Genomic DNA, 22,715 nt, shown 5'->3' on the forward strand with positions numbered 1-22,715 from the left:
CGCTTAACTGAACGGCATCAGGGCAAGCCAGCTCCCACATTTGGATCTTCACAGGAATATGCACAGGTGGGTAATCGGGCCAGGCCGGACTCGACCAGCAGCGCTTCAAGCCCCATCAAATCCGGCACCCTTGCCACATGCTCGCCCACCTGCACTGCCGCCAGTTCCAGCGGGCACAGGGGCACGTCCACGTAGCTCAATTCGCTGTCGAGTTTGTACGAGCGGGGAATCCCCTGAATCACCAGCGCGATGAACTTCAGCGTTGGCCGCCCGCCGAGGGCGTTCAGCACCACGATGCGCGAACGCTCGCCGGTCAGGCTGGCCTCGCCGCACACCGCTTCAAAGCTGATCAAGGGTATTTGCCGATCACGCCAGGTTACCTGCCGCAAATACCACGGCGGTGCGTCACTGGCCGGTTCGCCGCGCTGGAAGTCGATCAGCTCGGCCACGGCGACGTTGGGCAGTATCAGGTGCCGGTCGGCCAAGGGCAGCAGCAGGCCGGTGAGTTGGCTGGCGCGGTGGTCAAGCATGGGACGTGCTCCAATAGGCGATGCTTTCCAGAAGCACCGACTCCTGGTACGGCTTGCCGAGGTAGTCGTTGACGCCGATGGCCATGGCGCGGTCGCGGTGTTTCTGGCCGGTGCGCGAGGTGATCATGATAATCGGCAGGCGCATCAGCCGTGGGTCATTGCGCACCTGGATCGCCACTTCGAAGCCGTCCATGCGCGGCATTTCGATGTCGAGCAGCATCAGGTCCGGGGTGTGTTCCTCAAGCACGGCCAGGGCGTCGATGCCGTCCTTGGCGGTGAGCACGTTCATGCCGTTGCGCTCCAGCAGGCGGCTGGTGACTTTGCGCACGGTGACCGAATCGTCCACCACCAGCACCAGCAGCGGACGTTTTTTCAGCGGGTCGTTGAGCACCAGCGGTGCCTCCAGCGCCTGCGCCGGCAACGCCGGTTGCCGCGCGCGGATATGCGCCAACAGATCGATGATCAGCACCACGCGACCATCGCCCAGGATCGTTGCGCCAGACAGCCCCTGCACCCCGGCAAACTGCGGCCCCAGGCCCTTGACCACAATCTCGCGCGTGCCGGCCATGGCATCCACATGCACCGCCACGCGCCGCTCATTGCAGTGCACCAGCAACACCGGTACCGGCTGGTACTCGCCCAGCAGCTTCGGACGGCCGACGGTGTGCAGCAGGTCGCCCAGGTAGAACAGCTCATAGCGCTGACCGGCGTATTCGTAACACGGCGGGTCCTGCTGATAATGCCCGGCCAGTTCATGGGGGGGCACGCGCACCAGACCTTCAATGGTGTTGAGCGGGATTGCGTATTGATCGTCCGCGCACTGCACCATCAACGCCCGGTTGACCGACACGGTGAACGGCAGGCGAATACGAAAATGCACGCCGGCTCCCGAGGTCGAATCGATCACCATCGAGCCGCCCAGCTGGCGCACTTCTTCATGCACCACGTCCATGCCCACGCCACGCCCGGAAATCTGTGTGATTTTCTCGGCGGTGGAAAATCCCGGCTGCAGGATGAACTGCAACACGTCGCGGTCGCTCATTTCCTGATCGGGTTTGAGCAGCCCGCGCTTGATCGCCTTGCGCCGCACCGCGTCGAGGGGTACGCCGGCCCCGTCGTCGCGCATGTCGAATACAATGTCGCCGCCTTCGTGGGTCAGGTCCAGGCTGATGCGTCCCGTCTCGGGCTTGCCCGCCAACAGGCGCGCCTCGCGCGATTCCAGGCCATGGTCGACGGCGTTGCGCAGCATATGCTCGAGCGGCGCGACCATGCGTTCCAATACGTTGCGGTCCATCTCGCCTTCGGCATTGCCGACCACGAACTCCACATCCTTGCCCAACTCTTGCGCCACCTGACGCACGATGCGCTTGAGGCGCGGCAGCATGCGTTCGAACGGCACCATGCGCGTGCGCATCAGGCCTTCCTGCAAGGCGGTGTTGATGCGCGCCTGTTGCTGCAACAGGTCATGGGCGTCCTGGTTGCGGCGCTCAAGGGTTTCCTTGAGGTCGAGCAGGTCGCTGGCCGACTCGGACAGCGCGCGGGACAACTGCTGCAACTGGGAGTGGCGGTCCATTTCCAGCGGATCGAATTCTTCATAGCCCAGGCGTTCAGCCTCGGCCTGCTGGCGGCTGAGCAGGCGGCCCTGGGTTTCGCTGTCGAGCCGGCGCAGTTGGTCGCGCATGCGTTCGATGGTGGTTTCCACCTCGCTCAACGCGGCACGCGCGTCGTTGACCTGCTGTTCGATACGGCCCCGGAAAATCGAGGTTTCGCCGGCCAGGTTGACCAGATCGTCGAGCAGGTCGGCGGAGATCTTCACCATGTCGGCGTTGGGGTCGACGGCCGTTTCGCTCTTGCCCGCCGGCAACGCCACCGGCCCCAGCGGTTGCGCGCTGGGCTGCACCAGGCTTCTGATGCGCGTGATCAGCTTGTCCACCGAACCCACCGGCAGGCCATCGGCGACCGCGTCGATCATCTGCGCCAGGCGGTCGTGGCAGCCTTGCAGCAAGGCAAACAGTTCGGCAGACGGCGCAAGCAACCCGGCGGACAGCCCTTCGTAGAGAAATTCCAGCTCATGGGCCAGGTCGCCAATCGGCGCGATCTCGACCATGCGCGCGCCGCCCTTGAGGGTATGCAGATCGCGCAGCAGGGTTTCGACTTCCTGGCGGCCGCCCGGCTCGGCCTGCCAGCGCAGCAGCGCGGCGCCGGAGCTGTCGAGGATATCGGCGGCTTCTTCGAGGAAGATGTCCAGCAACTCGGGGTCGGCACTGGCCGCCTGCGCAGCGGCAACCGGTGCGGCCGGCGTACTGGCCTGGCGCAACGCGCGCAAGGTGTCGATCAGTTCGCGGCTGTCGCTCAACGGCTGGTGGTCGTGCAGCGCTTCCAGCTGCAAGGCCAACTGCTCGTGACTGGCCATCAGCAGGCGCGACAGTTCGGCCGAGTAGCTGTAGCGGCGGTCCACCAGGCCTTCGTACACACACTCAAGCTCCTGGGCCAGATCGCCCACCGGCTCGATTTCGGCCATGCGCGCGCCGCCCTTGAGGGTATGCAGATCGCGTTGCAGGGAGGACAGCGGCGCGGCGTTTTCCGGGTCCAGCAGCCAGCGTTTGAGGGACTGGCCGGCGCTGTCGAGAATGTCCACCGCCTCTTCGAGGAAGATCTCGACGATCTCATCGTCCATCGCCGTTGCCTGCTCCAACCGCGCCGTGGCGGCGCCCAGTTCGGCGATGTTCGGGACGCTATGGCCGTCGCGGGTGATCAGCCCGGTGGCGGACGGGTCGAGCGCATCGTCAAGCAACTCGCGCAGAGCCTGCAAGCGAGCCGGCGCCGGACTGATTTCCTGGCCGGCGGCCAATTGGTCGAGCATGTTGATCAGTGCTTCGTGGGCCTGCTCGGCCTCGTGGAAAAACTGCGCGCTGACCGCCAGGCTGCTTTCTTCCACCGCGCCGTAGAGGTCGAGCAAGGCTTCGCACAATGCGTCGATAGGGTGCAGGTCGGCGAGGTGTGCGCCCTCCCCCAGCGTGGTCAATTCGTCCAGCAGCGCGCTCAGTTCCTGACGCTCGCCGGGGTGTTGCTGCCAGCGGCGCAGCAGGCTTTCGGCATCCAGCAGAATGTCCATGCCCTGGGCCAGGAAGTTGCTGATCAACTGCGGGTCGCGCTTGATGCGCAGGCCCGTGCCCGGAGCGTCGAGCAAGGCTTGAAGCTGCTGGTCGAGCAGAACCTGGGTGCGGTTGATCAGGTCCGTCGCGCCTTCGATCGGCGCCAGCGGGTCGTTGTGCAACTGGCGCAGGCCTTGCTGGAACAGGCCTTCGGCTTCCAGCAACAATTCCACTTCGTCCAGGTCCAGCGGCAAGCGGTGGGCCTTGTATTCGCGGGTCAGGTGATCGAACGGGCGCGCCAGTTCGGCAATGGGCAACACACCGGCCATGTAGGCGCTGCCCTTGAGGGTGTGCAGCGCGCGTTGCAGGGCGTCGCTCACATGCAGCGGAACATGTTCGGCCGCCTGGTGCAGAAAGAGGTTGAGGCTCTCGAGGTGGCTCTGGGCTTCGTTGCGGAAAATCTCCAACAGCATCGGGTCGTGGGGTTCGACGGCGTGGGTTGGCGTGCCGCTGGCCAAGGCGTGGGCGCGCGCGGCCAGGGCGTCGACTTCATCGCGCTGGTGCTGGTCGTCGCTGGCAAAATCGGCGATCAGCTCCGGCAGCAGGGCCACACTTTCATCCAGCACCTGTTGCACGTCGGCGCCAAGAACCACGCTGCGCTCCAGCACGCGGTTGAGCAGGTTTTCCACGGCCCAGGCCAGCTCGGCCAGTACCAGCGCGCGCACCATGCGGCCGCTGCCCTTGAGGGTGTGGAAGGCGCGGCGCATTTCAGCCTGGGCGGTTTTGTCGGCACTGTTGGGCAGGTCACGGTGCAGCACCTCGAGGACTTCTTCGGTTTCTTCGAGGAAGACTTCGCGCAGTTCATCGTCGATGGGGGCTTCGTCGGCGGGCGGCGGCAACAGGCTGCCGGGGCGTTGTCGGGCCGGCGGGTTCAGGCGTGAGGTGGGGCTGGCCAGGGCGTCGAACTGCGACTGGCTCGGCGCTTCATCGCCCGCCAATGCACCCTCCGGCGCCACCAGCGCCTGGCGCCAGGGTTTGGCCGCAGGCAGGTAGCCCAGCGCGGTCAGGCCCTGGGTGGCCATTTCCAGCACCCGCTCGCCGTCGGCGTCGGGGTCCTGGAGCATGCGTTCGAGGTAATACTCCAGGCTGCTGATCACCTCGGCAAAATGCTCCAGCTGCACGGCGGACGGCGCGGCCTCGTTGACCATCAACTGTTTATTCACGTAATCGGCGCAGCCGCGCATCAGGCTTGCCGCGCGGGGCAAGGGGATCATGGCCAGCGCGCCACGCACCTGACTCAGCAGCTCCGGCAGCGACTCCAGGTGCTGGCGGTCCCAATCGGCTTCGAGGCAATCGATCACCAACTCCCGGGCTTGCTTGAGGCACTGGCAGGATTCGCGGATCACCAGCTGGTGAATCTGCGTCAGGTCGGTGGTGGGCAGGCGGCTCTCTTCGCGGCCCTGCGCCTCCACGGTGCCGACCATGCCCGCCAGCGTGGCTTCGACGTAGAGCAACGCGCCTGCCACGTCCATCAGCACCGGGTCATTGGGCTCGCGCTGACCCTGGGCCAGGCTCTGCACCACAGCCAACTGGTCGATGATCACTTTGCGCGGCTGGCCGAAGCCCAGCACCGCCAGGGTGTCGGCGATCTGGCGCAGCGGCGCCAGCAGCGCGTCAAGGTCGCCGATGTGCTGGCGGTCGCTGCGCACGAACAGGTCCAGCCGCTCCTTGACCCGCACCAGCTCCTCACACAACGCACCGAGCACCGAGCCCATGGCATTGCGGTCCGGCCCCGCCAGGCGCGCGCGTTCGGCATCCACCAGCGCGCTGTCGGGCAAGGCGTCATCCAGGCCGTAGCGCTCCCGCAAACTCTGCATGCGCGGCGTAGGACGGGTGACCTTGGCGACGTAGAACAACAGGCTTTTGAGCAAGCCATCCGGGGCCGGTTGGTTGATCCCGCCGATGCCCTGGGCGAGCAGGCGTTTGAGTTGTTTGCCACTGGCCTTGAGCAGGCTGCGCAACGCCGGGCTGTTGGCGATCACGCCGGTGAGCATGCCCTCGACCAACGCCGAGGTGACTTGCCACAACGGCAGCAGCGGCGCGCCCTGGCACAGCGCTTCGAGGCGCGCGAACACCCGCGCCATGTCCTCCAGGTTGCTTGGGTCGTGGTCCTCGCGCAGCAACCCGGCCAGCGCCTGTTGCAGCCAGTGCTGCCACTGGCGTAATTGCTCGTGAAGCTCGGGCTGATCGCGCTGGGCCAGGGCGTCGTCGGGCAGCGGTGCAATCGACAGCAATTGCGGGCTGAACAGGCTGGTTTCCGACAACAGGCTTTCGCCACGGGCACTGCGCAGGTCGTTGAGCAGCGGCAGCACCACCAGCGGCAAATCGCGCCGGGCGCTGTGTACGCGGTCCAGATACAGCGGCAGTTGGCCGAGGGCTTGTTGCAGCAGGCGGATGCTTTCGTCGCGCTGGCTGACGCGTTCGGCCTGCAGCGCCAGGGCCAGTTCCTCGATCTCTTCGGCGAGCAGCGCCGCGCCGTAGAACTCGACCATTTGCAGCGCGCCATGCACTTGATGGATGCACGCAAGGCACTCGCCCAGGGCGTCGGCGTCGCGGGTTTCGACAAACGCGTCCAGCGCCGAACGGGCCTGTTTCAGGGTTTCGGCAATGTCGCTCTTGACCCATTCGAGGGCCACGTAGTCGTGCCGATCAACCATAACTGCTCCGCTTAGAATTCGTGGGTTGCTGGTGGTGCCAAGAACAATGGATATCCCACATTTGAACTGTGGTGTTCTTGAGATAGCATTTCAATCGTCGACCGTTTTGGGCGGCGGAAGGGTGAAACCCGACACCGAACGCCGCAACTGGCTGGCCATTTTTGCCAGGTTGCCGATGCTCTCGGCGGTCGCCGTCGAGCCCGATGAGGTCTGGGTGGTGATCTGCTGAATCACGTTCATGGTCAGGGAGATCTGCCCCGCCGACGACGTCTGTTGCTGCGCCGCGTTGGAAATACTCTGGATCAACGCCGCCAGGGTCTTGGACACGCCTTCGATCTCCTCCAGCGCCACGCCGGCGTCCTGGGCCAACCGCGCGCCGCGCACCACCTCGGTGGTGGTCTGCTCCATGGAAATCACGGCTTCGTTGGTGTCGGCCTGGATCGCCCGCACCAGGGTTTCAATTTGCCGGGTGGCGGCCGATGAGCGCTCGGCCAAGCGTTGCACTTCGTCGGCCACCACGGCGAACCCGCGCCCGGCGTCACCGGCCATGCTCGCCTGGATCGCGGCGTTCAGGGCGAGGATGTTGGTCTGGTCGGCAATGTCGTCGATCAGGCTGACGATATCGCCGATTTCCTGGGACGACTCGCCCAGACGCTTGATGCGCTTGGCGGTGTCCTGAATCTGTTCGCGAATGTTGTCCATGCCGTGGATGGTGTTGTGCACCACCTCGTTGCCTTTGTTGGCGATCTCCACCGAGCGCTCCGCCACCGCCGAGGATTCGGCGGCGTTGGCCGAGACGTGGTCGATGGATTGGGCCATCTGGTTGATCGCGGTGGAGGCTTCGGCGATCTGCTGGGCCTGATGCTCCGAGGCCTGGGCCAGGTGCATGGCGGTGGCCTGGGTTTCTTGCACGGCACCGGCAACCTGGCCCGCCGTGAGGTTGATGGTGGCGACCAGATCGCGCAGCTGGTCCACGGAATAGTTGATCGAGTCGGCGATGGTGCCGGTAAAGTCCTCGGTCACCGAGGCCGTCACGGTGAGGTCGCCGTCGGCCAGGTCTTCGATTTCATCGAGCAGGCGCATGATCGCGTTCTGATTGCGCTCGTTCTTCTCGGCGGTTTCACGCAGTTGGCGGTTGGTTTCGCGCACCATCACCAGGCCGATCAGGATGATCGAGGTCAGCGCCAGCAAGCCCAGCACGTAGCCGCCGATGGTGTCGAAGCTGCGTCCGCTGGCGAGGTTTTCGAAACCGGTGGCCAGGTGCGAGGCTTCATCGAGCAGGGTCTGCGACAGGTTGAAGATGTTGCTCGCCGAGGCGCGCACCTGGAACAGCTGCGGCGAGGTTTCGAGGATTTCATCCACGGAGCCCGACACGAACTCGAACAGCTCGGCGATTTCCGTCAGCCGCGCGCGGGCGTCGCGGTCTTCGACCTGGGTGATGCGCAGCCCGGGGTTGCCGTTGAGCATGCCATTGAGCACCACGCCAAAGCGGTTGGCGTCGCGGCCAAAGGCATCGGCGGCCTGCACGGCGGTTTCGTCGCCGGCAAGCACCGTGTTGACCGCGCCCAGAATACGCTCGGCCAGCAACGACTGGCGCTGGGCCAGGGCCACCTGACTGGCCGGGGCACCGCGCTGCAGCAGGATGTCGACGACCTTTTCCGACTCCATCTGCAACTGCGGCACGGTTTCGGCCAGGGTCGCGGCCACCTGGTGCAGGGACAGCACCGTTTGTTCGCTGGCGAGGATAGCGTCGGTGTTCTTCAGCAGCGCTTCCCAGTCGGTCTGCACCGCGCGCATTTCGTTGCGCACGGCACTGGGTGCAGCGGGCAGGCCGGTGTCCCGGTCGCCTTTTTTCAGGTAGCCCCAACGTTGCGCGAAGTCGTTGCGTGCCTCAGCGAGCAGCTTGAAGGCCGCCGACTTGCCGGCAGCGGCTTCGGTGGCGTTCTTGGCGATGCGCTGGGACAGCACGCGCAGCTCGCCGGCGTGGCCGATGTACTGCTTGTCGTAGGTGGACTGGGTATTGAGGTAGGCGAAGTTGGCGAACAGCAGCATGATAAACACGATCAACGCGATGAACAGCACGATGATCTGTGAACGGCTGCGCGACGCGGCCTGGGGCCTGGGCGTGGTCGGGGTGGTCATGCGGCAACATCCATAAAGCCCGAGGCATCGGCCAGGGCGAAGGGGCTGAACACCTGCCACTGCGGCTCGCCGTCGAAGCGGCCCTGGATATACGGCGTGTCGGAGCGGGCATCGCTCACCAGCGCGTCTTGTGCGAAATGCTGCATCCCCACCACCTCGTCCACCAGCAGCCCGACAAACAGCTCGTTGAATTCCACCACCAGTACCCGCCGCTGCTTGCGCGCCCTGGACAGCGGCAAGCCGAGGAACCCGCCCAGGTCCATCACCGGCAACAGTCGCCCGCGCAGGTTGGCCACGCCCTTGACCCAGGGTTTCACGCCGGGCATCAGGGTGCAGCGCGGTTCATGCAGCACCTCGGCGACTTCGCCTATGGGCGCCACATACCAGTGCTGCCCCAGACGAAAGCCGATGCCGCTCCAGCGCTGCAGGCGGGTTTCCTGGGACGGCAGGTCGGCGGCCAGCAGGCGACAGCGACGGTCGATGTCCAGCAGCAGCTCGAAGGCGGTGTGCGACTCGGTCATGATGGCGTGCCGTCAGCCGGCCAGCACCTTGTTGAGGGTGGCGATCAGGGTGTCTTCGTCCACCGGCTTGGTCAGGTAATCCTTGGCGCCCTGGCGCGCGCCCCAGATCTTGTCGGTTTCCTGGTCTTTGGTGGTGATGATGATGATCGGGATGCCGTTGGTTTCCGGCTCCTTGGACAGTTGGCGCGTGGCCTGGAAGCCGTTGAGACCGGGCATCACGATGTCCATCAGCACGGCGTCGGGTTTTTCCTGACGGGCCAGGGCCACGCCGTCCGCGCCGTTCTCGGCTTTCAGTACCTGGTGGCCGTGCTTTTCGAGCATGCCGGTGAGTTTGTACATTTCAGTCGGCGAATCGTCGACGATCAGAACACGTGCCATGGTTTTCCCCACTACATTGGTTGGCGCCGGCCCACGGGGGACGGCGTCAGTGTGCTTGTTCTACTGCGGCAAACCCCGGCACGCAGGCCTTGATCGCGCCCAGCAGTTCTTCCTTGCTGAACGGCTTGGTCAAAAACTGATCGACCCCCACGATGCGACCCTTGGCCTTGTCGAACAGACCGTCCTTGGACGACAGCATGATCACCGGGATCGCCTTGAACGCCGGGTTGTTCTTCACCAGCGCGCAAGTCTGGTAGCCATCCAGGCGCGGCATCATGATGTCGACAAAGATAATGTGCGGGTGATGATCGACAATCCGCGCCAGGGCATCGAAACCGTCGATGGCCGTGATCACGTCGCAGCCCACGTTCTTCAACAGGGTCTCGGCGGTGCGGCGGATCGTTTTCGAATCGTCGATCACCATCACTCTCAAGGCGTTGGAATGCTGTTCCATAGTTGCTCTACCATCGCCACGGCGAATCGGTTTTTCGTGCGTGCTGCCTGATGTCGCACAGCATGAGCGCCGCAAGCCTTGGAATTCAAGGGCTGGTGCGCTGTGGCAGTCTTTTTAGCACAGTCTCGGGGGTGCAATCTATCGAGGCACCCGCCCGGTGGTTTTTCCTTGACCCACAACAGCCACAGCGCCACTCTGACGCCACTTTTTATGCGCCCTATCTGCAGAGGAAAATCCCCCATGAGCGTTCGCGTCGGCATTGTCATGGATCCTATCGCCAGCATCTCCTATAAAAAGGACAGCTCGCTGGCCATGCTGCTGGCCGCCCAGGCACGCGGCTGGACTCTGTTCTATATGGAGCAGCGCGACCTTTACCAGGGCGACGGCGAGGCCCGTGCCCGCATGCGCCCGCTGCAGGTGTTCGCCAACCCCGAGAAGTGGTTCGAGCTGCAGGACGAAATCGACAGCCCGCTGAGCGATCTGGACGTGATCCTGATGCGCAAGGACCCGCCGTTCGACATGGAATTCGTCTACTCCACCTACCTGTTGGAGCAGGCCGAGCGCGCCGGCGTGTTGATCGTCAACAAGCCGCAGAGCCTGCGCGACTGCAACGAAAAGCTGTTCGCCACGCTGTTCCCACAGTGCACGCCGCCCACCGTGGTCAGCCGTCGTGCCGATGTGCTGCGTGAATTTGCCGCCAAACATGGGGATGTGATCCTCAAGCCGCTGGACGGCATGGGCGGCACCTCGATTTTCCGTCACCGGGCCGGCGACCCCAACCTGTCGGTGATTCTGGAGACCCTGACGGTGCTGGGCACCCAGCAGATCATGGGCCAGGCCTACCTGCCGTCGATCAAGGACGGCGACAAGCGCATCCTGATGATCGACGGCGAACCGGTGGATTACTGCCTGGCGCGGATTCCGGCAGCGGGCGAGACGCGCGGCAATCTGGCGGCGGGTGGGCGCGGTGAAGCGCGTCCGCTGTCGGACAAGGATCGCTGGATTGCGCAACAGGTCGGCCCGACCCTGCGCGAGAAGGGCCTGCTGTTCGTCGGCCTGGACGTGATCGGTGAGAACCTCACGGAAATCAACGTCACCAGCCCGACCTGTATTCGCGAGATTGATAATGCATTTGGCACGAACATCGGCGAAATGCTGATGGCCGCGATTGAGCGCAAGCTGCAATCCAAGTGACATAGACCGCCGGACACACGCCAACATTGCGTTATCATGCCCCACCTGTGAAACGCGCGATGTTGGTTTTTTTGTCATGACGCTCCCGCCCGAACTGCCCCCCGAACTCTCCCACAACAGCGTGCGCCCGGCTGATCGGCTCGGATTTACCCTGTTTCTGGCAGCGTTGATTCACCTGGCACTGATTCTCGGCGTGGGCTTTACCATGGTCGAGCCCAGGCAGATCACGCGGACGCTGGAAATCACCCTCGCCACGTTCAAAAGCGAAAAAGCACCCGAGAAGGCCGATTTTCTCGCCCAGGAAAACCAGCAGGGCAGCGGCACACTCGACAAGAAAGCCGTGCCCAAGACCACTGAAGTGGCGCCCTTCCAGGACAACAAGGTCAATAAGGTCTCCCCGCCTCCGACGCCAAAGCCTGAGGTCAAACAGGCCACGCCCAAGCCTGCCGTCACCACCGTCGCGCCCAAACCGCAGAAAGCGCCGGTGCAACGTGAAAAAACCAGAACCGACCCGCAGCCCGAACCGGCAAAGCCGGCACCGACGTTCGACAGCTCGACCCTGTCCGACGAGATCTCCAGCCTGGAAGCCGAACTGGCCCACGAACAGCAGCTGTACGCCAAGCGCCCGCGCATCTACCGCCTCAACGCGGCCTCGACGATGCGCGACAAGGGTGCCTGGTATAAGGATGAGTGGCGCAAGAAGGTCGAGCGCATCGGCAACCTCAACTATCCGGAAGAAGCGCGGCGCCAGCAGATTTACGGAAATTTACGTCTATTGGTGTCAATCAACCGTGATGGCACCCTGTACGAAGTTCAGGTGCTGGAGTCCTCCGGACAGCCGCTGCTGGACCAGGCCGCCCAGCGCATCGTGCGCCTGGCCGCGCCCTTTGCGCCGTTTTCCGGCGACCTGAACGACGTGGACCGCCTGGAAATCATCCGCACCTGGAAATTCGCCAAGGGTGATCGGCTGTACAGCAACTGATGACAATTGCCGTGTGCAATTCATCCCCGGCTTGTCAGGTCGCCCCTCCGCCGCCACACTACCGGACATGAAAAATGTCAGCCCGACCTACCTCAAGCACCACTTCCTGATCGCCATGCCCCACATGGCCGACCCGAACTTTGCGCAGACCTTGACCTACATCGTCGAGCACACCGCCAATGGTGCCATGGGGTTGGTGGTGAACCGCCCGCAGGAGCTGAACCTGTCCGATATCCTTGAGCAATTGCGCCCGGAGATCGACCCGCCCTCCAGTTGCCAGAGCGTGCCGATCTACATCGGCGGGCCGGTGCAGACCGATCGTGGTTTCGTCCTGCACCCGACCGGGCCGACGTTTCAGGCCACGGTGGACCTGGACGGTGTGTCGCTGTCCACCTCCCAGGATGTGTTGTTCGCCATCGCCGACGGCGTGGGCCCGGAGCAAAGCGTGATCGCCCTGGGCTACGCCGGCTGGGAAGCCGGGCAACTGGAGGCGGAGCTTGCGAGCAACGCGTGGCTCACCTGCCCGTTCGACGCCGACATCCTGTTCAATACCGCCAGCGAACTGCGTCTGGAAGCGGCCGCCGCCAAGGTGCGGGTCAACCTTAACCTGCTGACCAGCCAGGCGGGGCACGCCTGATGGCTTTGCGCTTGATCCTCGGGTTTGACTACGGCACCAAACAGATCGGCGTGGCCGTCGGCCAGGTGATCACCGGCCAGGCCCGCGAGCTGTGTACCTTGAAGGCCCAGAACGGCGTGCCGGACTGGAATCAGGTCGAAGCGCTGATCAATGAATGGAAGCCCGACGCCGTGGTGGTCGGTCTGCCCTTGAACATGGACGGCACCCCCAGCGAGATGTGCCTGCGCGCCGAGAAATTCGCGCGCCGTCTCAATGGCCGCTACAACCTGCCCTTCTATACCCACGATGAACGCCTGACCACCTTTGAAGCCAAGGGTGAACGCCGCGACCGTGGCGGGCAGAAGGGCAGCTACCGCGACAACCCGGTGGACGCCATCGCCGCCGCGTTGTTGTTGCAGGGCTGGCTGGATGAAAACACGGCTTTATTTGCATCCTGACTGACGCGGCATGCCGCGTCTTTTTACGTTTGAGCCCGGACCTTGCCTGTGCGAGGCCTACCAAGGAGCCCCCCATGAGCCTGCCCAATCCCGCCGAACTGATCACCCAGATGGCGACACGCCTCACGGCCCACCTGAAACACCGTGGCATCAGCGAACCGCGCTTCATCGGCATCCGCACCGGCGGCGTGTGGGTAGCCCAGGCATTGCTGACCGAGCTGGGCAGCGAGTCGCCACTGGGCACCCTGGACGTGTCCTTCTACCGCGACGACTTCAGCCAGAACGGCCTGCACCCGCAAGTGCAACCCTCGGCGCTGCCATTTGAAGTGGAGGGCCAGCACCTGGTGCTGATCGACGACGTACTGATGAGCGGTCGCACCATTCGCGCGGCCCTGAACGAGCTGTTCGACTACGGGCGCCCGGCCAGCGTGACGCTCGTGTGCCTGCTGGACCTGGACGCCGGCGAATTGCCGATCAGCCCGGACGTGGTCGGCGCCACGCTGTCTTTGGCAGCCCACCAGCGGGTAAAATTGTCCGGGCCCACGCCGCTCGAACTCGAACTGCAAGACCTCGCCCTTTAAACCGCCTTGTAAAGAGTCCCCGCGATGACGCCTCTAGATGCCAAGCGCCCGCTGCAGCTCAATGCTCAGGGTCAATTGCAACATTTCTTGTCCCTCGACGGTTTGCCCCGCGAACTGCTCACCGAGATCCTCGACACCGCCGACTCGTTCCTCGAAGTCGGCGGACGCGCGGTAAAAAAGGTCCCGCTGCTGCGCGGCAAGACCATCTGCAATGTGTTCTTCGAGAACTCCACGCGCACCCGCACCACCTTCGAACTGGCGGCCCAGCGCCTGTCGGCCGATGTGATCACGCTGAACGTGTCCACGTCGTCGGCCAGCAAGGGCGAAACCCTGCTCGACACCCTGCGCAACCTTGAGGCCATGGCCGCCGATATGTTCGTGGTGCGCCACGGCGACTCCGGCGCCGCGCACTTCATCGCCGAGCACGTGTGCCCGCAGGTGGCGATCATCAACGGCGGCGACGGCCGTCACGCCCACCCGACCCAGGGCATGCTCGACATGCTCACCATCCGGCGGCACAAGGGCAGCTTTGAAAACCTCTCGGTGGCCATCGTCGGCGACATCCTGCACTCGCGGGTGGCGCGCTCCAACATGCTGGCCCTCAAAGCTTTGGGCTGCCCGGATATCCGCGTGATCGCGCCCAAGACGCTGCTGCCGATCGGCATCGAGCAATACGGCGTCAAGGTCTACACCGACATGACCGAAGGCCTCAAGGATGTGGACGTGGTGATCATGCTGCGCCTGCAACGCGAACGCATGTCCGGTGGGTTGCTACCCAGCGAGGGTGAGTTCTACCGCCTCTTCGGCCTGACCACCGCACGCCTGGCCGGCGCGAAACCGGATGCCATCGTGATGCACCCCGGCCCGATCAACCGGGGGGTGGAGATTGAGTCGGCGGTGGCCGACGGCAACCAGTCGGTGATTCTCAACCAGGTAACCTACGGCATCGCCGTGCGCATGGCGGTAATGTCCATGGCCATGAGCGGGCAAACCGCGCAACGTCAATTCGAGCAGGAGAACGCCCAGTGAAGCTCAGCATCCTTGGCGCGCGTGTTATCGACCCGGCCAGTGGCCTGGATCAAGTCACCGATCTGCACCTGGAGGCCGGCAAGATCATCGCCATCGGCGCCGCCCCCGGCGGCTTCAGCCCCAGCCAAACCATCGACGCCAACGGCCTGGTGGCCGCGCCGGGCCTGGTGGACCTGAACGTCGCCCTGCGCGAGCCGGGCTACAGCCGCAAAGGCAGCATCGCCAGCGAAACCCGCGCCGCCGCTGCCGGGGGGGTCACCAGCCTGTGCTGCCCGCCGCACACCAGGCCGGTGCTGGACACCTCGGCGGTGACCGAACTGATCCTCGACCGCGCCCGCGAGGCCGGCAACTGCAAAGTGTTCCCCATCGGCGCCCTGAGCAAAGGCCTGGACGGCGAACAACTGGCCGAGCTGATTGCCCTGCGCGACGCCGGTTGCGTGGCGTTCGGCAACGGCCTGGAGAGCTTTCGCAGCACCCGTACCCTGTGCCGTGCTCTGGAATACGCGGCCACCTTCGACCTGACGGTGATCTTTCATTCCCAGGACCGCGACCTGGCCGAAGGCGGCCTGGCCCATGAGGGCGCCGTGGCCAGCTTCCTCGGCCTGCCGGGCATCCCGGAAACCGCCGAGACCGTGGCCCTGGCGCGCGACCTGCTGCTGGTGGAACAAAGCGGCGTGCGCGCGCATTTCAGCCAGTTGACCAGCGCACGCGGCGTTGCCCTGATCGCCCAGGCCCAGGCCCGTGGCTTGCCGGTAACGGCGGATGTTGCGCTGTATCAGCTGATCCTCACGGATGAAGCGCTGATCGACTTCTCCAGCCTGTACCACGTGCAGCCGCCGCTGCGCACATTGGCCGACCGCGAGGGTTTGCGGGCGGCGATCAAATCCGGCGTGGTGTCAGCGATTTCCAGCCATCACCAACCCCACGAACGCGATGCCAAGCTGGCGCCGTTTGGCGCAACCGAGCCGGGTATCAGCAGCGTTGAGCTGTTGCTGCCCCTGGCGATGACTCTGGTGGAAGACGGCTTGCTGGACTTGCCAACGCTGCTGGCGCGCCTGAGCAGCGGCCCGGCGCAGGCCTTGCGCTTGCCGGCGGGCAAGTTGGCGGTGGGTGCAGCGGCGGATCTGGTGGTGTTTGATCCGACAAGCTCCACGGTTGCCGGGGAGCAGTGGTTGTCCAAGGGCGAGAACTGCCCGTTTATCGGCCATAGCCTGCCGGCGACGGTGCGTTATACCTTGGTGGACGGTCGCATCAGCTACCAGGCCTGACACCGCTTTAACGTGGGCACAGTACATGTGGGAGGGGGCTTGCTCCCGATTGGGGTGGGTCAGCCACAGATGAGCTGACGGGTCCACCGCTATCGGGAGCAAGCCCCCTCCCACACTTGCATCTCTATCTGGCCAGAGAGGTTCAGCGTCCGCTGTTGCGCTCGGCATTGCGGATCGATATCTGCGTATTCAAGGTCCAGAAGTCATACAGCACGCCCACCAGAAACAATCCGCCGGTCAGCAGGTAGATCAGGCCGGTGATCCATTTGCCCTGGTACATGCGGTGCACACCAAACACGCCCAAAAACGCCAGCAGAATCCACGCAATGTTGTATTCGATAGGTCCGGCGGTAAAACGCAGGTCAGCTTCACGGTCCATGGCCGGGATCAGGAAGAAGTCGATCAGCCAGCCGATACCCAGCAAGCCCAGGGTGAAAAACCAGATCGTTCCGGTCACGGGTTTGCCGTAATAAAAGCGATGCGCGCCGGTAAAACCGAAAATCCACAGCAGGTAACCGATCACCTTGCTGTGGGTGTCTTGCTGTTGGCCAATCTGTTGATAGGTATTCATCGCGTACCTCATTTGCCTCGATAGATAAATTTTTTCACTTTCTTTGTGACTTTTTTACAAGCGCCCGACGTACGGCAAATGGTATCTTCCCTGCCCTGAAAGCCTTATGCCACCTGACTTGTGTCCGAAAATGGCAGTCAATCGTCGCCTTTTTCCTGATTTTGCCGTCAAGGTTGAGTCGACAAACGGCCTGAGATCGACACAAAAAGCTGTTATAAAGTTGCGCGCTAACCCATATGAGCCACGCCGAATGCGACCTTTCTTCAAGACATGGCTAACCATCTGCCTATTAATGCCACTGGCCGCCCACGCCACCAATCGTGAGCAACGTCTTCCCAACGTTAACGGTTTCACCCCTAAAGTTCATAGCGCTGCGGTCAACGCCAAATCAGCCAAGCTGACCGTCAAGCGTCCTACTCAACTGAGCAAGGCCCACGGCAAAGCCACTCCAGCGCTGATGGCCGTCAACACCAAGCAGAGCAGCACCGTGCTCAGCCGCGCCGTGAATGTGCTCGGTACTCCTTATCGTTGGGGCGGCAGCAGCCCAAGTAAAGGGTTCGACTGCAGCGGTTTGGTGAAATATGCCTTCAATGACGTCAAGGCGGTCGATCTGCCGCGTACGTCCAACGCCATGGCCGCCGGCCACGGGCAGAAGGTTGAACGCAAGGACCTGAAGCCGGGCGACCTGCTGTTCTTCAAGTTGAAGAGCCGCCAGGTGAACCACGTTGCCATTTACCTGGGCAACGATCGCTTCATCCACGCACCGCGCCGTGGCAAATCAGTCAGCATCGACACGCTGAAAAAGCCGTTCTGGAACAAGAACTACGTGATCGCCAAGCGTGTGCTGCCCAAAGAGCAGAACAACAACCTGCGGATCGTGCAGCGCTGATTTTCCCGGTTCAAATGCAGTAAATGTGGGAGGGGGCTTGCCCCCTTCCACATGGGTTTCCATTGTTTTTGAGACCTATATGTCCCCAGGCACCGTCGCCTTCTCGCGCGCCTCTTCCCGGCTGACCAGCCCCTCGCCCACCAGCGCCCTCAAGCTCATATCCAGCGTCTTCATCCCCACCGCTCCGCCGGTCTGAATCGCCGAGACCATCTGCGCCACTTTGTTCTCGCGGATCAGATTACGAATGGCCGGCGTGCCCAGCATGATTTCATGGGCAGCAACGCGTCCGCCGCCGAGCCTCTTGACCAGCACTTGTGACACCACCGCCTGCAGTGATTCCGCCAACATCGAGCGCACCATGGCCTTTTCCCCCGCCGGGAACACATCCACCAGACGGTCCACGCTTTTGGCCGCTGACGTGGTGTGCAGGGTGCCGAAGACCAGGTGCCCGGTTTCCGCCGCCGTCAATGCCAGGCGAATGGTCTCCAGGTCGCGCAACTCGCCGATCAGAATCACGTCCGGGTCTTCGCGCAGGGCCGAGCGCAGGGCCGTCGAGAAGCTGTGGGTATCACGGTGCACCTGACGCTGATTGATCAGCGCCATGTTCGGCCGGTGGATAAATTCGATGGGGTCTTCCAGCGTGAGGATGTGCTGGCGGCGATGCCGATTCAGGTCATCGATCATCGCCGCCAACGTAGTGGACTTGCCCGAGCCGGTGGGACCGGTCACCAGCACCAGGCCGCGCGGCAAGCGCGCGATGCGCTGGAAGACTTCGCCCAGCCCCAGGCTCTCCAGGCTCTGAACCTCGCAAGGAATAGTGCGAAACACCGCCCCCACGCCACGCGCCTGGCGGAACACGTTCACGCGGAACCGCGCCACGCCCGGCAGTTCGAATGCAAAATCCGTTTCAAGAGATGTTTCGAAATCCTTTTGCTGGTGCTGATTGAGCAAAGGGCTCAACAAGTCCGCCACTTGCGGCGGTGAAAGCACCGGCCAATCCAGTGGCCATACCTCGCCATCAACTCGCAACATCGGCACCAGACCAGCCGACAGATGCAGGTCGGAGGCGCCACGGCGCACGCTGGCCGTCAGCAATTGAGTGATATCCATAGGGCTTTCCATTTCCAGTAGAATGCCGCGGACTCCATATCCACGGGTGCATCTTGAATGTCGACGATAGCAGACAACATCGGCCAGGTTAGCCAGCGCATCCGCGCCGCGGCCGACGCCGTGCAACGTGACCCGAGCAGCATCCACCTGCTGGCCGTGAGCAAGACCAAACCTGCCGAGGCTGTGCGCGAGGCCTATGCCGCCGGCGTTCGCGACTTCGGCGAGAACTACCTGCAGGAAGCGTTGAGCAAACAGGCGCAATTGTCCGACCTGCCCTTGAGTTGGCACTTCATCGGCCCCATTCAATCGAACAAGACTCGTGCTATCGCCGAGAACTTCGCCTGGGTGCATTCCGTGGACCGCCTGAAAATCGCACAACGCCTGTCCGAGCAACGCCCGGCCGACCTGCCGCCGCTGAATATTTGCATCCAGGTCAACGTCAGTGGCGAAGCCAGCAAGTCCGGCTGCACACCCGCCGACCTGCCGGCCCTGGCGAACGCCATCAGCGCCCTGCCGCACCTGAAGCTGCGCGGCCTGATGGCAATCCCTGAGCCGACTGAAGACCGCGCGGCGCAGGACGCGGCGTTCGCCAGTGCGCGCGAGCTGCAAGCCAGCCTGAATCTGGCGCTGGACACACTTTCCATGGGCATGAGCCACGACCTCGCGTCGGCCATCGCCCAAGGCGCCACCTGGGTGCGGGTCGGTACCGCGCTGTTTGGCGCCCGCGACTACAGCCAGCCGTCACATGGCTGACGTTCATTTAGCTAAGGACCTGTCATGAAAGACACGCGTATTGCCTTTATCGGCGCCGGTAACATGGCGGCCAGCCTGATCGGCGGCCTGCGGGCCAAGGGCCTGGACGCCGCGCAGATCCGCGCCAGCGACCCGGGCGAAGAGACCCGCGCCCGCGTCAGCGCCGAGCACGGTATCGAAACCTTCGCCGACAATGCCGAGGCCATCCACGGCGTCGAGGTGATCGTGCTGGCGGTCAAGCCACAGGCCATGAAGGCTGTGTGCGAAAGCCTGCGACCAAGCCTGCAGCCGCATCAGCTTGTGGTTTCGATTGCCGCCGGTATCACCTGCGCCAGCATGAACAATTGGCTCGGCGCCCAACCGATCGTGCGCTGCATGCCCAATACCCCGTCGCTGCTGCGCCAGGGCGTGAGCGGCCTGTACGCCACCGCCGAAGTCAGCGCCACACAGCGTGACCAGGCCCAGGCGTTGCTGTCTGCGGTGGGCATCGCCGTGTGGCTTGAGCAGGAGCAGCAACTGGATGCGGTCACCGCCGTGTCCGGCAGCGGCCCGGCGTACTTTTTCCTGCTGATCGAAGCCATGACCGCCGCCGGCGTCAAACTGGGCCTGCCCCATGACGTGGCGGAACAGCTGGCTGAGCAAACAGCGCTGGGCGCGGCAAAAATGGCCGTCGCCAGCGAGGTGGACGCCGCCGAACTGCGCCGTCGCGTGACCTCGCCGGGCGGCACCACGCAAGCGGCCATCGAATCGTTCCAGGCCGGGGGCTTTGAAGCCCTGGTGGAAAAGGCACTGGGTGCTGCGGCACACCGTTCGGCCGAGATGGCCGAGCAACTGGGCAAATAGTCGTCCCTTACCAAGGTAATCAAACATGCTCGGAATCAATGACGCTGCCATTTTCATCATCCAGACCCTGGGCAGCCTGTACCTGCTGATCGTGCTGATGCGCTTCATCCTGCAACTGGTGCGGGCGAACTTCTACAACCCGCTGTGCCAGTTCGTGGTCAAGGCCACGCAACCGCTGCTCAAGCCGCTGCGCCGTGTGATCCCGAGCCTGTTTGGCCTGGACATGTCGTCGCTGGTACTCGCGCTGCTGCTGCAAATGCTGCTGTTCGTGGTGATCCTGATGCTCAGCGGCTACCAGCCCTTTACGGTGCTGCTGTTGCCGTGGGCGCTGATCGGGGTGTTCTCGCTGTTCCTGAAGATCATTTTCTGGTCGATGATCATCAGCGTGATCCTCTCGTGGGTTGCGCCGGGCAGCCGCAGCCCGGGCGCCGAGTTGGTGTACCAGATCACCGAGCCGGTGCTGGCGCCGTTCCGTCGTCTGATCCCGAACCTGGGCGGTTTGGATATTTCACCGATCTTTGCGTTCATCGCGATCCAGTTGCTGCAAAGCTGGGTGATTCCGCGTTTGGCGTTCTATGCGTTCATGCCCAAAGAGCTGTTCGGCCTGATCTGACAGATGGGAGCTGGCTTGCCTGCGATGCAGGCACCTCGGTGTGTCAGTCACGCCAAGGTGATGCGGTCGCAGGCAAGCCAGCTCCCACACAAACCAGCACTGAAATTTGTATCTGCGTACTGGCGCAGGCCTTTGCTTGCCGCTGGCCCCCCCGCTCTTTAGACTTACGCCTCATTTAAACGAGAGCAGGGTCGATGTCAGCTGCCTTCCCCCCCGATTCTGTTGGACTGGTCGTGCCCCAGGTGGCGCACTTCAGCGAACCGCTGGCCCTGGCCTGCGGCCGGTCGCTGCCGGCCTATGACCTGATCTATGAAACCTACGGCCAGTTGAATGCCACGGCGAGCAACGCCGTGCTGATCTGCCACGCCCTGTCCGGCCATCACCACGCCGCCGGCTTCCACAGCGCCGACGAGCGCAAGCCCGGCTGGTGGGACAGTTGCATCGGCCCCGGCAAACCCATCGACACCCATAAATTCTTCGTGGTGAGCCTCAACAACCTCGGCGGCTGCAATGGCTCCACCGGCCCGAGCAGCCTCAACCCCGAAACCGGCAAGCCGTTCGGCGCCGACTTCCCGGTGCTCACCGTGGAAGATTGGGTGCACAGCCAGGCGCGCCTGGCCGACCTGCTCGGCATCACGCAGTGGGCGGCGGTCATCGGCGGCAGCCTGGGTGGCATGCAGGCCCTGCAATGGACCATCACCTACCCGGATCGCGTGCGCCACTGCCTGGCCATCGCCTCGGCGCCAAAACTGTCGGCGCAGAACATCGCCTTCAACGAAGTGGCCCGCCAGGCGATCCTCACCGACCCCGAGTTCCACGGTGGTTCGTTCCAGGAAGCCGGCGTGATTCCCAAGCGCGGCCTGATGCTCGCACGCATGGTCGGGCACATCACCTACCTGTCCGATGACTCCATGGGCGAGAAATTTGGCCGTGGCCTCAAGAGCGAAAAGCTCAACTACGACTTCCACAGCGTGGAATTCCAGGTGGAAAGCTACCTGCGTTATCAGGGCGAGGAGTTCTCCGGACGCTTTGACGCCAACACCTACCTGCTGATGACCAAGGCCCTGGACTACTTCGACCCGGCGGCCAACCATGACGATGACCTGGCGAAAACCTTCGAACACGTCACCGCCAGCTTTTGCGTGATGTCGTTCACCACCGACTGGCGCTTCTCGCCAGCGCGTTCGCGCGAGCTGGTAGACGCCTTGATGGCCGCCAAAAAGGATGTCTGCTACCTGGAGATCGACGCACCCCAAGGCCATGACGCCTTCCTGATCCCGATCCCGCGCTACTTGCAGGCTTTCAGCAACTACATGAACCGCATCATTTTGTGAGAACGCCATGAGAGCCGACCTGGACATCATCCAAGACTGGATCCCCGCCGGCAGCCGCGTGCTCGACCTGGGCTGCGGCGATGGCGAATTGCTGAGCTGGCTGCGCGACCACAAGCAAGTCACCGGCTACGGTCTGGAAAACGACCCGGACAACATCGCCCAGTGCGTGGCCAAGGGCATCAACGTGATCGAGCAGGACCTGGACAAGGGCCTGGGCAACTTTGCCAGCAACAGCTTCGACATCGTGGTGATGACCCAGGCCCTGCAAGCAGTGCACTACCCGGACCGCATCCTCGACGAAATGCTGCGCGTGGGTCGCCAGTGCATCATCACCTTCCCCAACTTCGGCCACTGGCGCTGCCGCTGGTACCTGGCGACCAAGGGCCGCATGCCGGTCTCGGATTTCCTGCCCTACACCTGGTACAACACGCCGAACATCCACTTCTGCACCTTCGAAGACTTCGAAGCGCTGTGCGGCGAGCGTGAAGCCAAGGTGATCAACCGCCTTGCCGTCGATCAACAACACCGCCACGGCTGGGCGAGCAAGCTATGGCCCAACCTGCTGGGCGAAATCGGTATCTACCGGGTCAGCAGTCCTGGCCTGACCGACCACAAGATTGCCGTCTAATCATTTTCA

Annotated in this window: 21 protein-coding genes; 13 read left to right on the forward strand and 8 right to left on the reverse strand. The window is 63.5% G+C overall.

The window, feature by feature from the left end:
• Positions 1-17 precede the first annotated feature (17 nt).
• The 6 genes from H045_RS19180 to pilG all read right to left on the reverse strand — a co-directional run bounded on the left by H045_RS19180 (position 18) and on the right by pilG (position 9,837).
• Positions 18-530, reverse strand: a complete 513-nt coding sequence (locus H045_RS19180; protein WP_015373206.1) for a chemotaxis protein CheW — start codon at positions 528-530, stop codon at positions 18-20.
• Entirely contained in the window at positions 523-6,342 is a 5,820-nt protein-coding gene (locus tag H045_RS19185) for an Hpt domain-containing protein (protein WP_015373207.1), read from the reverse strand. The genes H045_RS19180 and H045_RS19185 overlap by 8 nt, the downstream gene beginning before the upstream one ends.
• A gap of 90 nt (positions 6,343-6,432) precedes the next feature.
• Positions 6,433-8,484 carry a methyl-accepting chemotaxis protein gene (locus H045_RS19190; protein WP_015373208.1) on the reverse strand — a complete coding sequence of 684 codons (2,052 nt, stop codon included), beginning with the start codon at positions 8,482-8,484 and terminating at the stop codon, positions 6,433-6,435.
• A complete protein-coding gene (locus H045_RS19195) occupies positions 8,481-9,005 on the reverse strand; it encodes a chemotaxis protein CheW (protein ID WP_015373209.1) in 525 nt (174 codons plus the stop codon). The genes H045_RS19190 and H045_RS19195 overlap by 4 nt, the downstream gene beginning before the upstream one ends.
• Positions 9,006-9,017: 12 nt before the next feature.
• Positions 9,018-9,383 carry a twitching motility response regulator PilH gene (gene pilH, locus H045_RS19200; RefSeq protein WP_003234583.1) on the reverse strand — a complete coding sequence of 122 codons (366 nt, stop codon included), beginning with the start codon at positions 9,381-9,383 and terminating at the stop codon, positions 9,018-9,020.
• Between the two features lie 46 nt (positions 9,384-9,429).
• A complete protein-coding gene (gene pilG, locus H045_RS19205; protein WP_003234584.1) occupies positions 9,430-9,837 on the reverse strand; it encodes a twitching motility response regulator PilG in 408 nt (135 codons plus the stop codon).
• A 240-nt stretch (positions 9,838-10,077) separates the two neighbouring features.
• Between pilG and gshB the strand changes: the two genes are divergently transcribed.
• The 7 genes from gshB (at position 10,078) to H045_RS19240 (ending at position 15,965) form a co-directional block, all read left to right on the forward strand.
• A complete protein-coding gene (gshB, locus tag H045_RS19210; RefSeq protein ID WP_003234586.1) occupies positions 10,078-11,031 on the forward strand; it encodes a glutathione synthase in 954 nt (317 codons plus the stop codon).
• Between the two features lie 76 nt (positions 11,032-11,107).
• Complete coding sequence (locus H045_RS19215) at positions 11,108-12,013, forward strand: energy transducer TonB (protein ID WP_003234587.1); 906 nt, start codon at positions 11,108-11,110, stop codon at positions 12,011-12,013.
• 67 nt (positions 12,014-12,080) lie between these two features.
• Positions 12,081-12,650, forward strand: coding sequence for a YqgE/AlgH family protein (locus tag H045_RS19220; protein WP_015373210.1), 570 nt, complete (start codon positions 12,081-12,083; stop codon positions 12,648-12,650).
• On the forward strand, positions 12,650-13,087 hold the full coding sequence (ruvX, locus tag H045_RS19225) for a Holliday junction resolvase RuvX (protein ID WP_003234589.1): 438 nt from the start codon (positions 12,650-12,652) through the stop codon (positions 13,085-13,087). Before H045_RS19220 ends, ruvX begins: the two co-directional genes overlap by 1 nt.
• A gap of 74 nt (positions 13,088-13,161) precedes the next feature.
• Positions 13,162-13,668 (forward strand): bifunctional pyr operon transcriptional regulator/uracil phosphoribosyltransferase PyrR, encoded by a 507-nt coding sequence (pyrR, locus tag H045_RS19230; RefSeq protein ID WP_003234590.1) that lies wholly within the window; start codon positions 13,162-13,164, stop codon positions 13,666-13,668.
• 24 nt (positions 13,669-13,692) lie between these two features.
• Positions 13,693-14,697, forward strand: coding sequence for an aspartate carbamoyltransferase catalytic subunit (locus H045_RS19235; RefSeq protein ID WP_003234591.1), 1,005 nt, complete (start codon positions 13,693-13,695; stop codon positions 14,695-14,697).
• On the forward strand, positions 14,694-15,965 hold the full coding sequence (locus H045_RS19240) for a dihydroorotase (RefSeq protein ID WP_015373211.1): 1,272 nt from the start codon (positions 14,694-14,696) through the stop codon (positions 15,963-15,965). Before H045_RS19235 ends, H045_RS19240 begins: the two co-directional genes overlap by 4 nt.
• 142 nt (positions 15,966-16,107) lie before the next feature.
• Here H045_RS19240 and H045_RS19245 read toward each other — a convergent pair whose 3' ends face one another.
• Entirely contained in the window at positions 16,108-16,518 is a 411-nt protein-coding gene (locus tag H045_RS19245) for an NINE protein (protein ID WP_163001024.1), read from the reverse strand.
• A 268-nt stretch (positions 16,519-16,786) separates the two neighbouring features.
• Between H045_RS19245 and H045_RS19250 the strand changes: the two genes are divergently transcribed.
• On the forward strand, positions 16,787-17,425 hold the full coding sequence (locus H045_RS19250; protein ID WP_032870762.1) for a C40 family peptidase: 639 nt from the start codon (positions 16,787-16,789) through the stop codon (positions 17,423-17,425).
• A 75-nt stretch (positions 17,426-17,500) separates the two neighbouring features.
• Here H045_RS19250 and H045_RS19255 read toward each other — a convergent pair whose 3' ends face one another.
• The gene (locus H045_RS19255; RefSeq protein WP_003234595.1) at positions 17,501-18,535 is read right to left on the reverse strand and encodes a type IV pilus twitching motility protein PilT; all 1,035 of its coding nucleotides are present in this window, start codon (positions 18,533-18,535) and stop codon (positions 17,501-17,503) included.
• Positions 18,536-18,592: 57 nt separating this feature from the next.
• Between H045_RS19255 and H045_RS19260 the strand changes: the two genes are divergently transcribed.
• From H045_RS19260 to metW, 5 genes are all read left to right on the forward strand, one after another.
• Positions 18,593-19,288, forward strand: a complete 696-nt coding sequence (locus H045_RS19260; RefSeq protein ID WP_015373212.1) for a YggS family pyridoxal phosphate-dependent enzyme — start codon at positions 18,593-18,595, stop codon at positions 19,286-19,288.
• A 24-nt stretch (positions 19,289-19,312) separates the two neighbouring features.
• Positions 19,313-20,131: a pyrroline-5-carboxylate reductase gene (proC, locus tag H045_RS19265; protein WP_015373213.1), complete on the forward strand. Its 819-nt coding sequence runs from the start codon at positions 19,313-19,315 to the stop codon at positions 20,129-20,131.
• A 25-nt stretch (positions 20,132-20,156) separates the two neighbouring features.
• Positions 20,157-20,744, forward strand: coding sequence for a YggT family protein (locus tag H045_RS19270; RefSeq protein ID WP_003234598.1), 588 nt, complete (start codon positions 20,157-20,159; stop codon positions 20,742-20,744).
• Between the two features lie 194 nt (positions 20,745-20,938).
• Positions 20,939-22,078 carry a homoserine O-succinyltransferase MetX gene (gene metX / locus H045_RS19275; RefSeq protein ID WP_015373214.1) on the forward strand — a complete coding sequence of 380 codons (1,140 nt, stop codon included), beginning with the start codon at positions 20,939-20,941 and terminating at the stop codon, positions 22,076-22,078.
• A gap of 7 nt (positions 22,079-22,085) precedes the next feature.
• Positions 22,086-22,706 (forward strand): methionine biosynthesis protein MetW, encoded by a 621-nt coding sequence (gene metW / locus H045_RS19280; RefSeq protein WP_003234603.1) that lies wholly within the window; start codon positions 22,086-22,088, stop codon positions 22,704-22,706.
• Positions 22,707-22,715: the final 9 nt, after the last annotated feature.

The sequence above is a fragment of the Pseudomonas poae RE*1-1-14 genome (genome assembly GCF_000336465.1).
In the GTDB taxonomy this organism is placed as follows: Bacteria; Pseudomonadota; Gammaproteobacteria; order Pseudomonadales; family Pseudomonadaceae; genus Aquipseudomonas; species Aquipseudomonas poae.

What these genes read in the sequence shown, in the direction of transcription:
- H045_RS19180 (WP_015373206.1), bottom strand. Translation starts at nt 530, where the DNA reads ATGCTTGACCACCGCGCCAGCCAACTCACCGGCCTGCTGCTGCCCTTG.
- H045_RS19185 (WP_015373207.1), bottom strand. Translation starts at nt 6,342, where the DNA reads ATGGTTGATCGGCACGACTACGTGGCCCTCGAATGGGTCAAGAGCGAC.
- H045_RS19190 (WP_015373208.1), bottom strand. Translation starts at nt 8,484, where the DNA reads ATGACCACCCCGACCACGCCCAGGCCCCAGGCCGCGTCGCGCAGCCGT.
- H045_RS19195 (WP_015373209.1), bottom strand. Translation starts at nt 9,005, where the DNA reads ATGACCGAGTCGCACACCGCCTTCGAGCTGCTGCTGGACATCGACCGT.
- pilH (WP_003234583.1), bottom strand. Translation starts at nt 9,383, where the DNA reads ATGGCACGTGTTCTGATCGTCGACGATTCGCCGACTGAAATGTACAAA.
- pilG (WP_003234584.1), bottom strand. Translation starts at nt 9,837, where the DNA reads ATGGAACAGCATTCCAACGCCTTGAGAGTGATGGTGATCGACGATTCG.
- gshB (WP_003234586.1), top strand. Translation starts at nt 10,078, where the DNA reads ATGAGCGTTCGCGTCGGCATTGTCATGGATCCTATCGCCAGCATCTCC.
- H045_RS19215 (WP_003234587.1), top strand. Translation starts at nt 11,108, where the DNA reads ATGACGCTCCCGCCCGAACTGCCCCCCGAACTCTCCCACAACAGCGTG.
- H045_RS19220 (WP_015373210.1), top strand. Translation starts at nt 12,081, where the DNA reads ATGAAAAATGTCAGCCCGACCTACCTCAAGCACCACTTCCTGATCGCC.
- ruvX (WP_003234589.1), top strand. Translation starts at nt 12,650, where the DNA reads ATGGCTTTGCGCTTGATCCTCGGGTTTGACTACGGCACCAAACAGATC.
- pyrR (WP_003234590.1), top strand. Translation starts at nt 13,162, where the DNA reads ATGAGCCTGCCCAATCCCGCCGAACTGATCACCCAGATGGCGACACGC.
- H045_RS19235 (WP_003234591.1), top strand. Translation starts at nt 13,693, where the DNA reads ATGACGCCTCTAGATGCCAAGCGCCCGCTGCAGCTCAATGCTCAGGGT.
- H045_RS19250 (WP_032870762.1), top strand. Translation starts at nt 16,787, where the DNA reads ATGCGACCTTTCTTCAAGACATGGCTAACCATCTGCCTATTAATGCCA.
- H045_RS19255 (WP_003234595.1), bottom strand. Translation starts at nt 18,535, where the DNA reads ATGGATATCACTCAATTGCTGACGGCCAGCGTGCGCCGTGGCGCCTCC.
- H045_RS19260 (WP_015373212.1), top strand. Translation starts at nt 18,593, where the DNA reads ATGTCGACGATAGCAGACAACATCGGCCAGGTTAGCCAGCGCATCCGC.
- proC (WP_015373213.1), top strand. Translation starts at nt 19,313, where the DNA reads ATGAAAGACACGCGTATTGCCTTTATCGGCGCCGGTAACATGGCGGCC.
- H045_RS19270 (WP_003234598.1), top strand. Translation starts at nt 20,157, where the DNA reads ATGCTCGGAATCAATGACGCTGCCATTTTCATCATCCAGACCCTGGGC.
- metX (WP_015373214.1), top strand. Translation starts at nt 20,939, where the DNA reads ATGTCAGCTGCCTTCCCCCCCGATTCTGTTGGACTGGTCGTGCCCCAG.
- metW (WP_003234603.1), top strand. Translation starts at nt 22,086, where the DNA reads ATGAGAGCCGACCTGGACATCATCCAAGACTGGATCCCCGCCGGCAGC.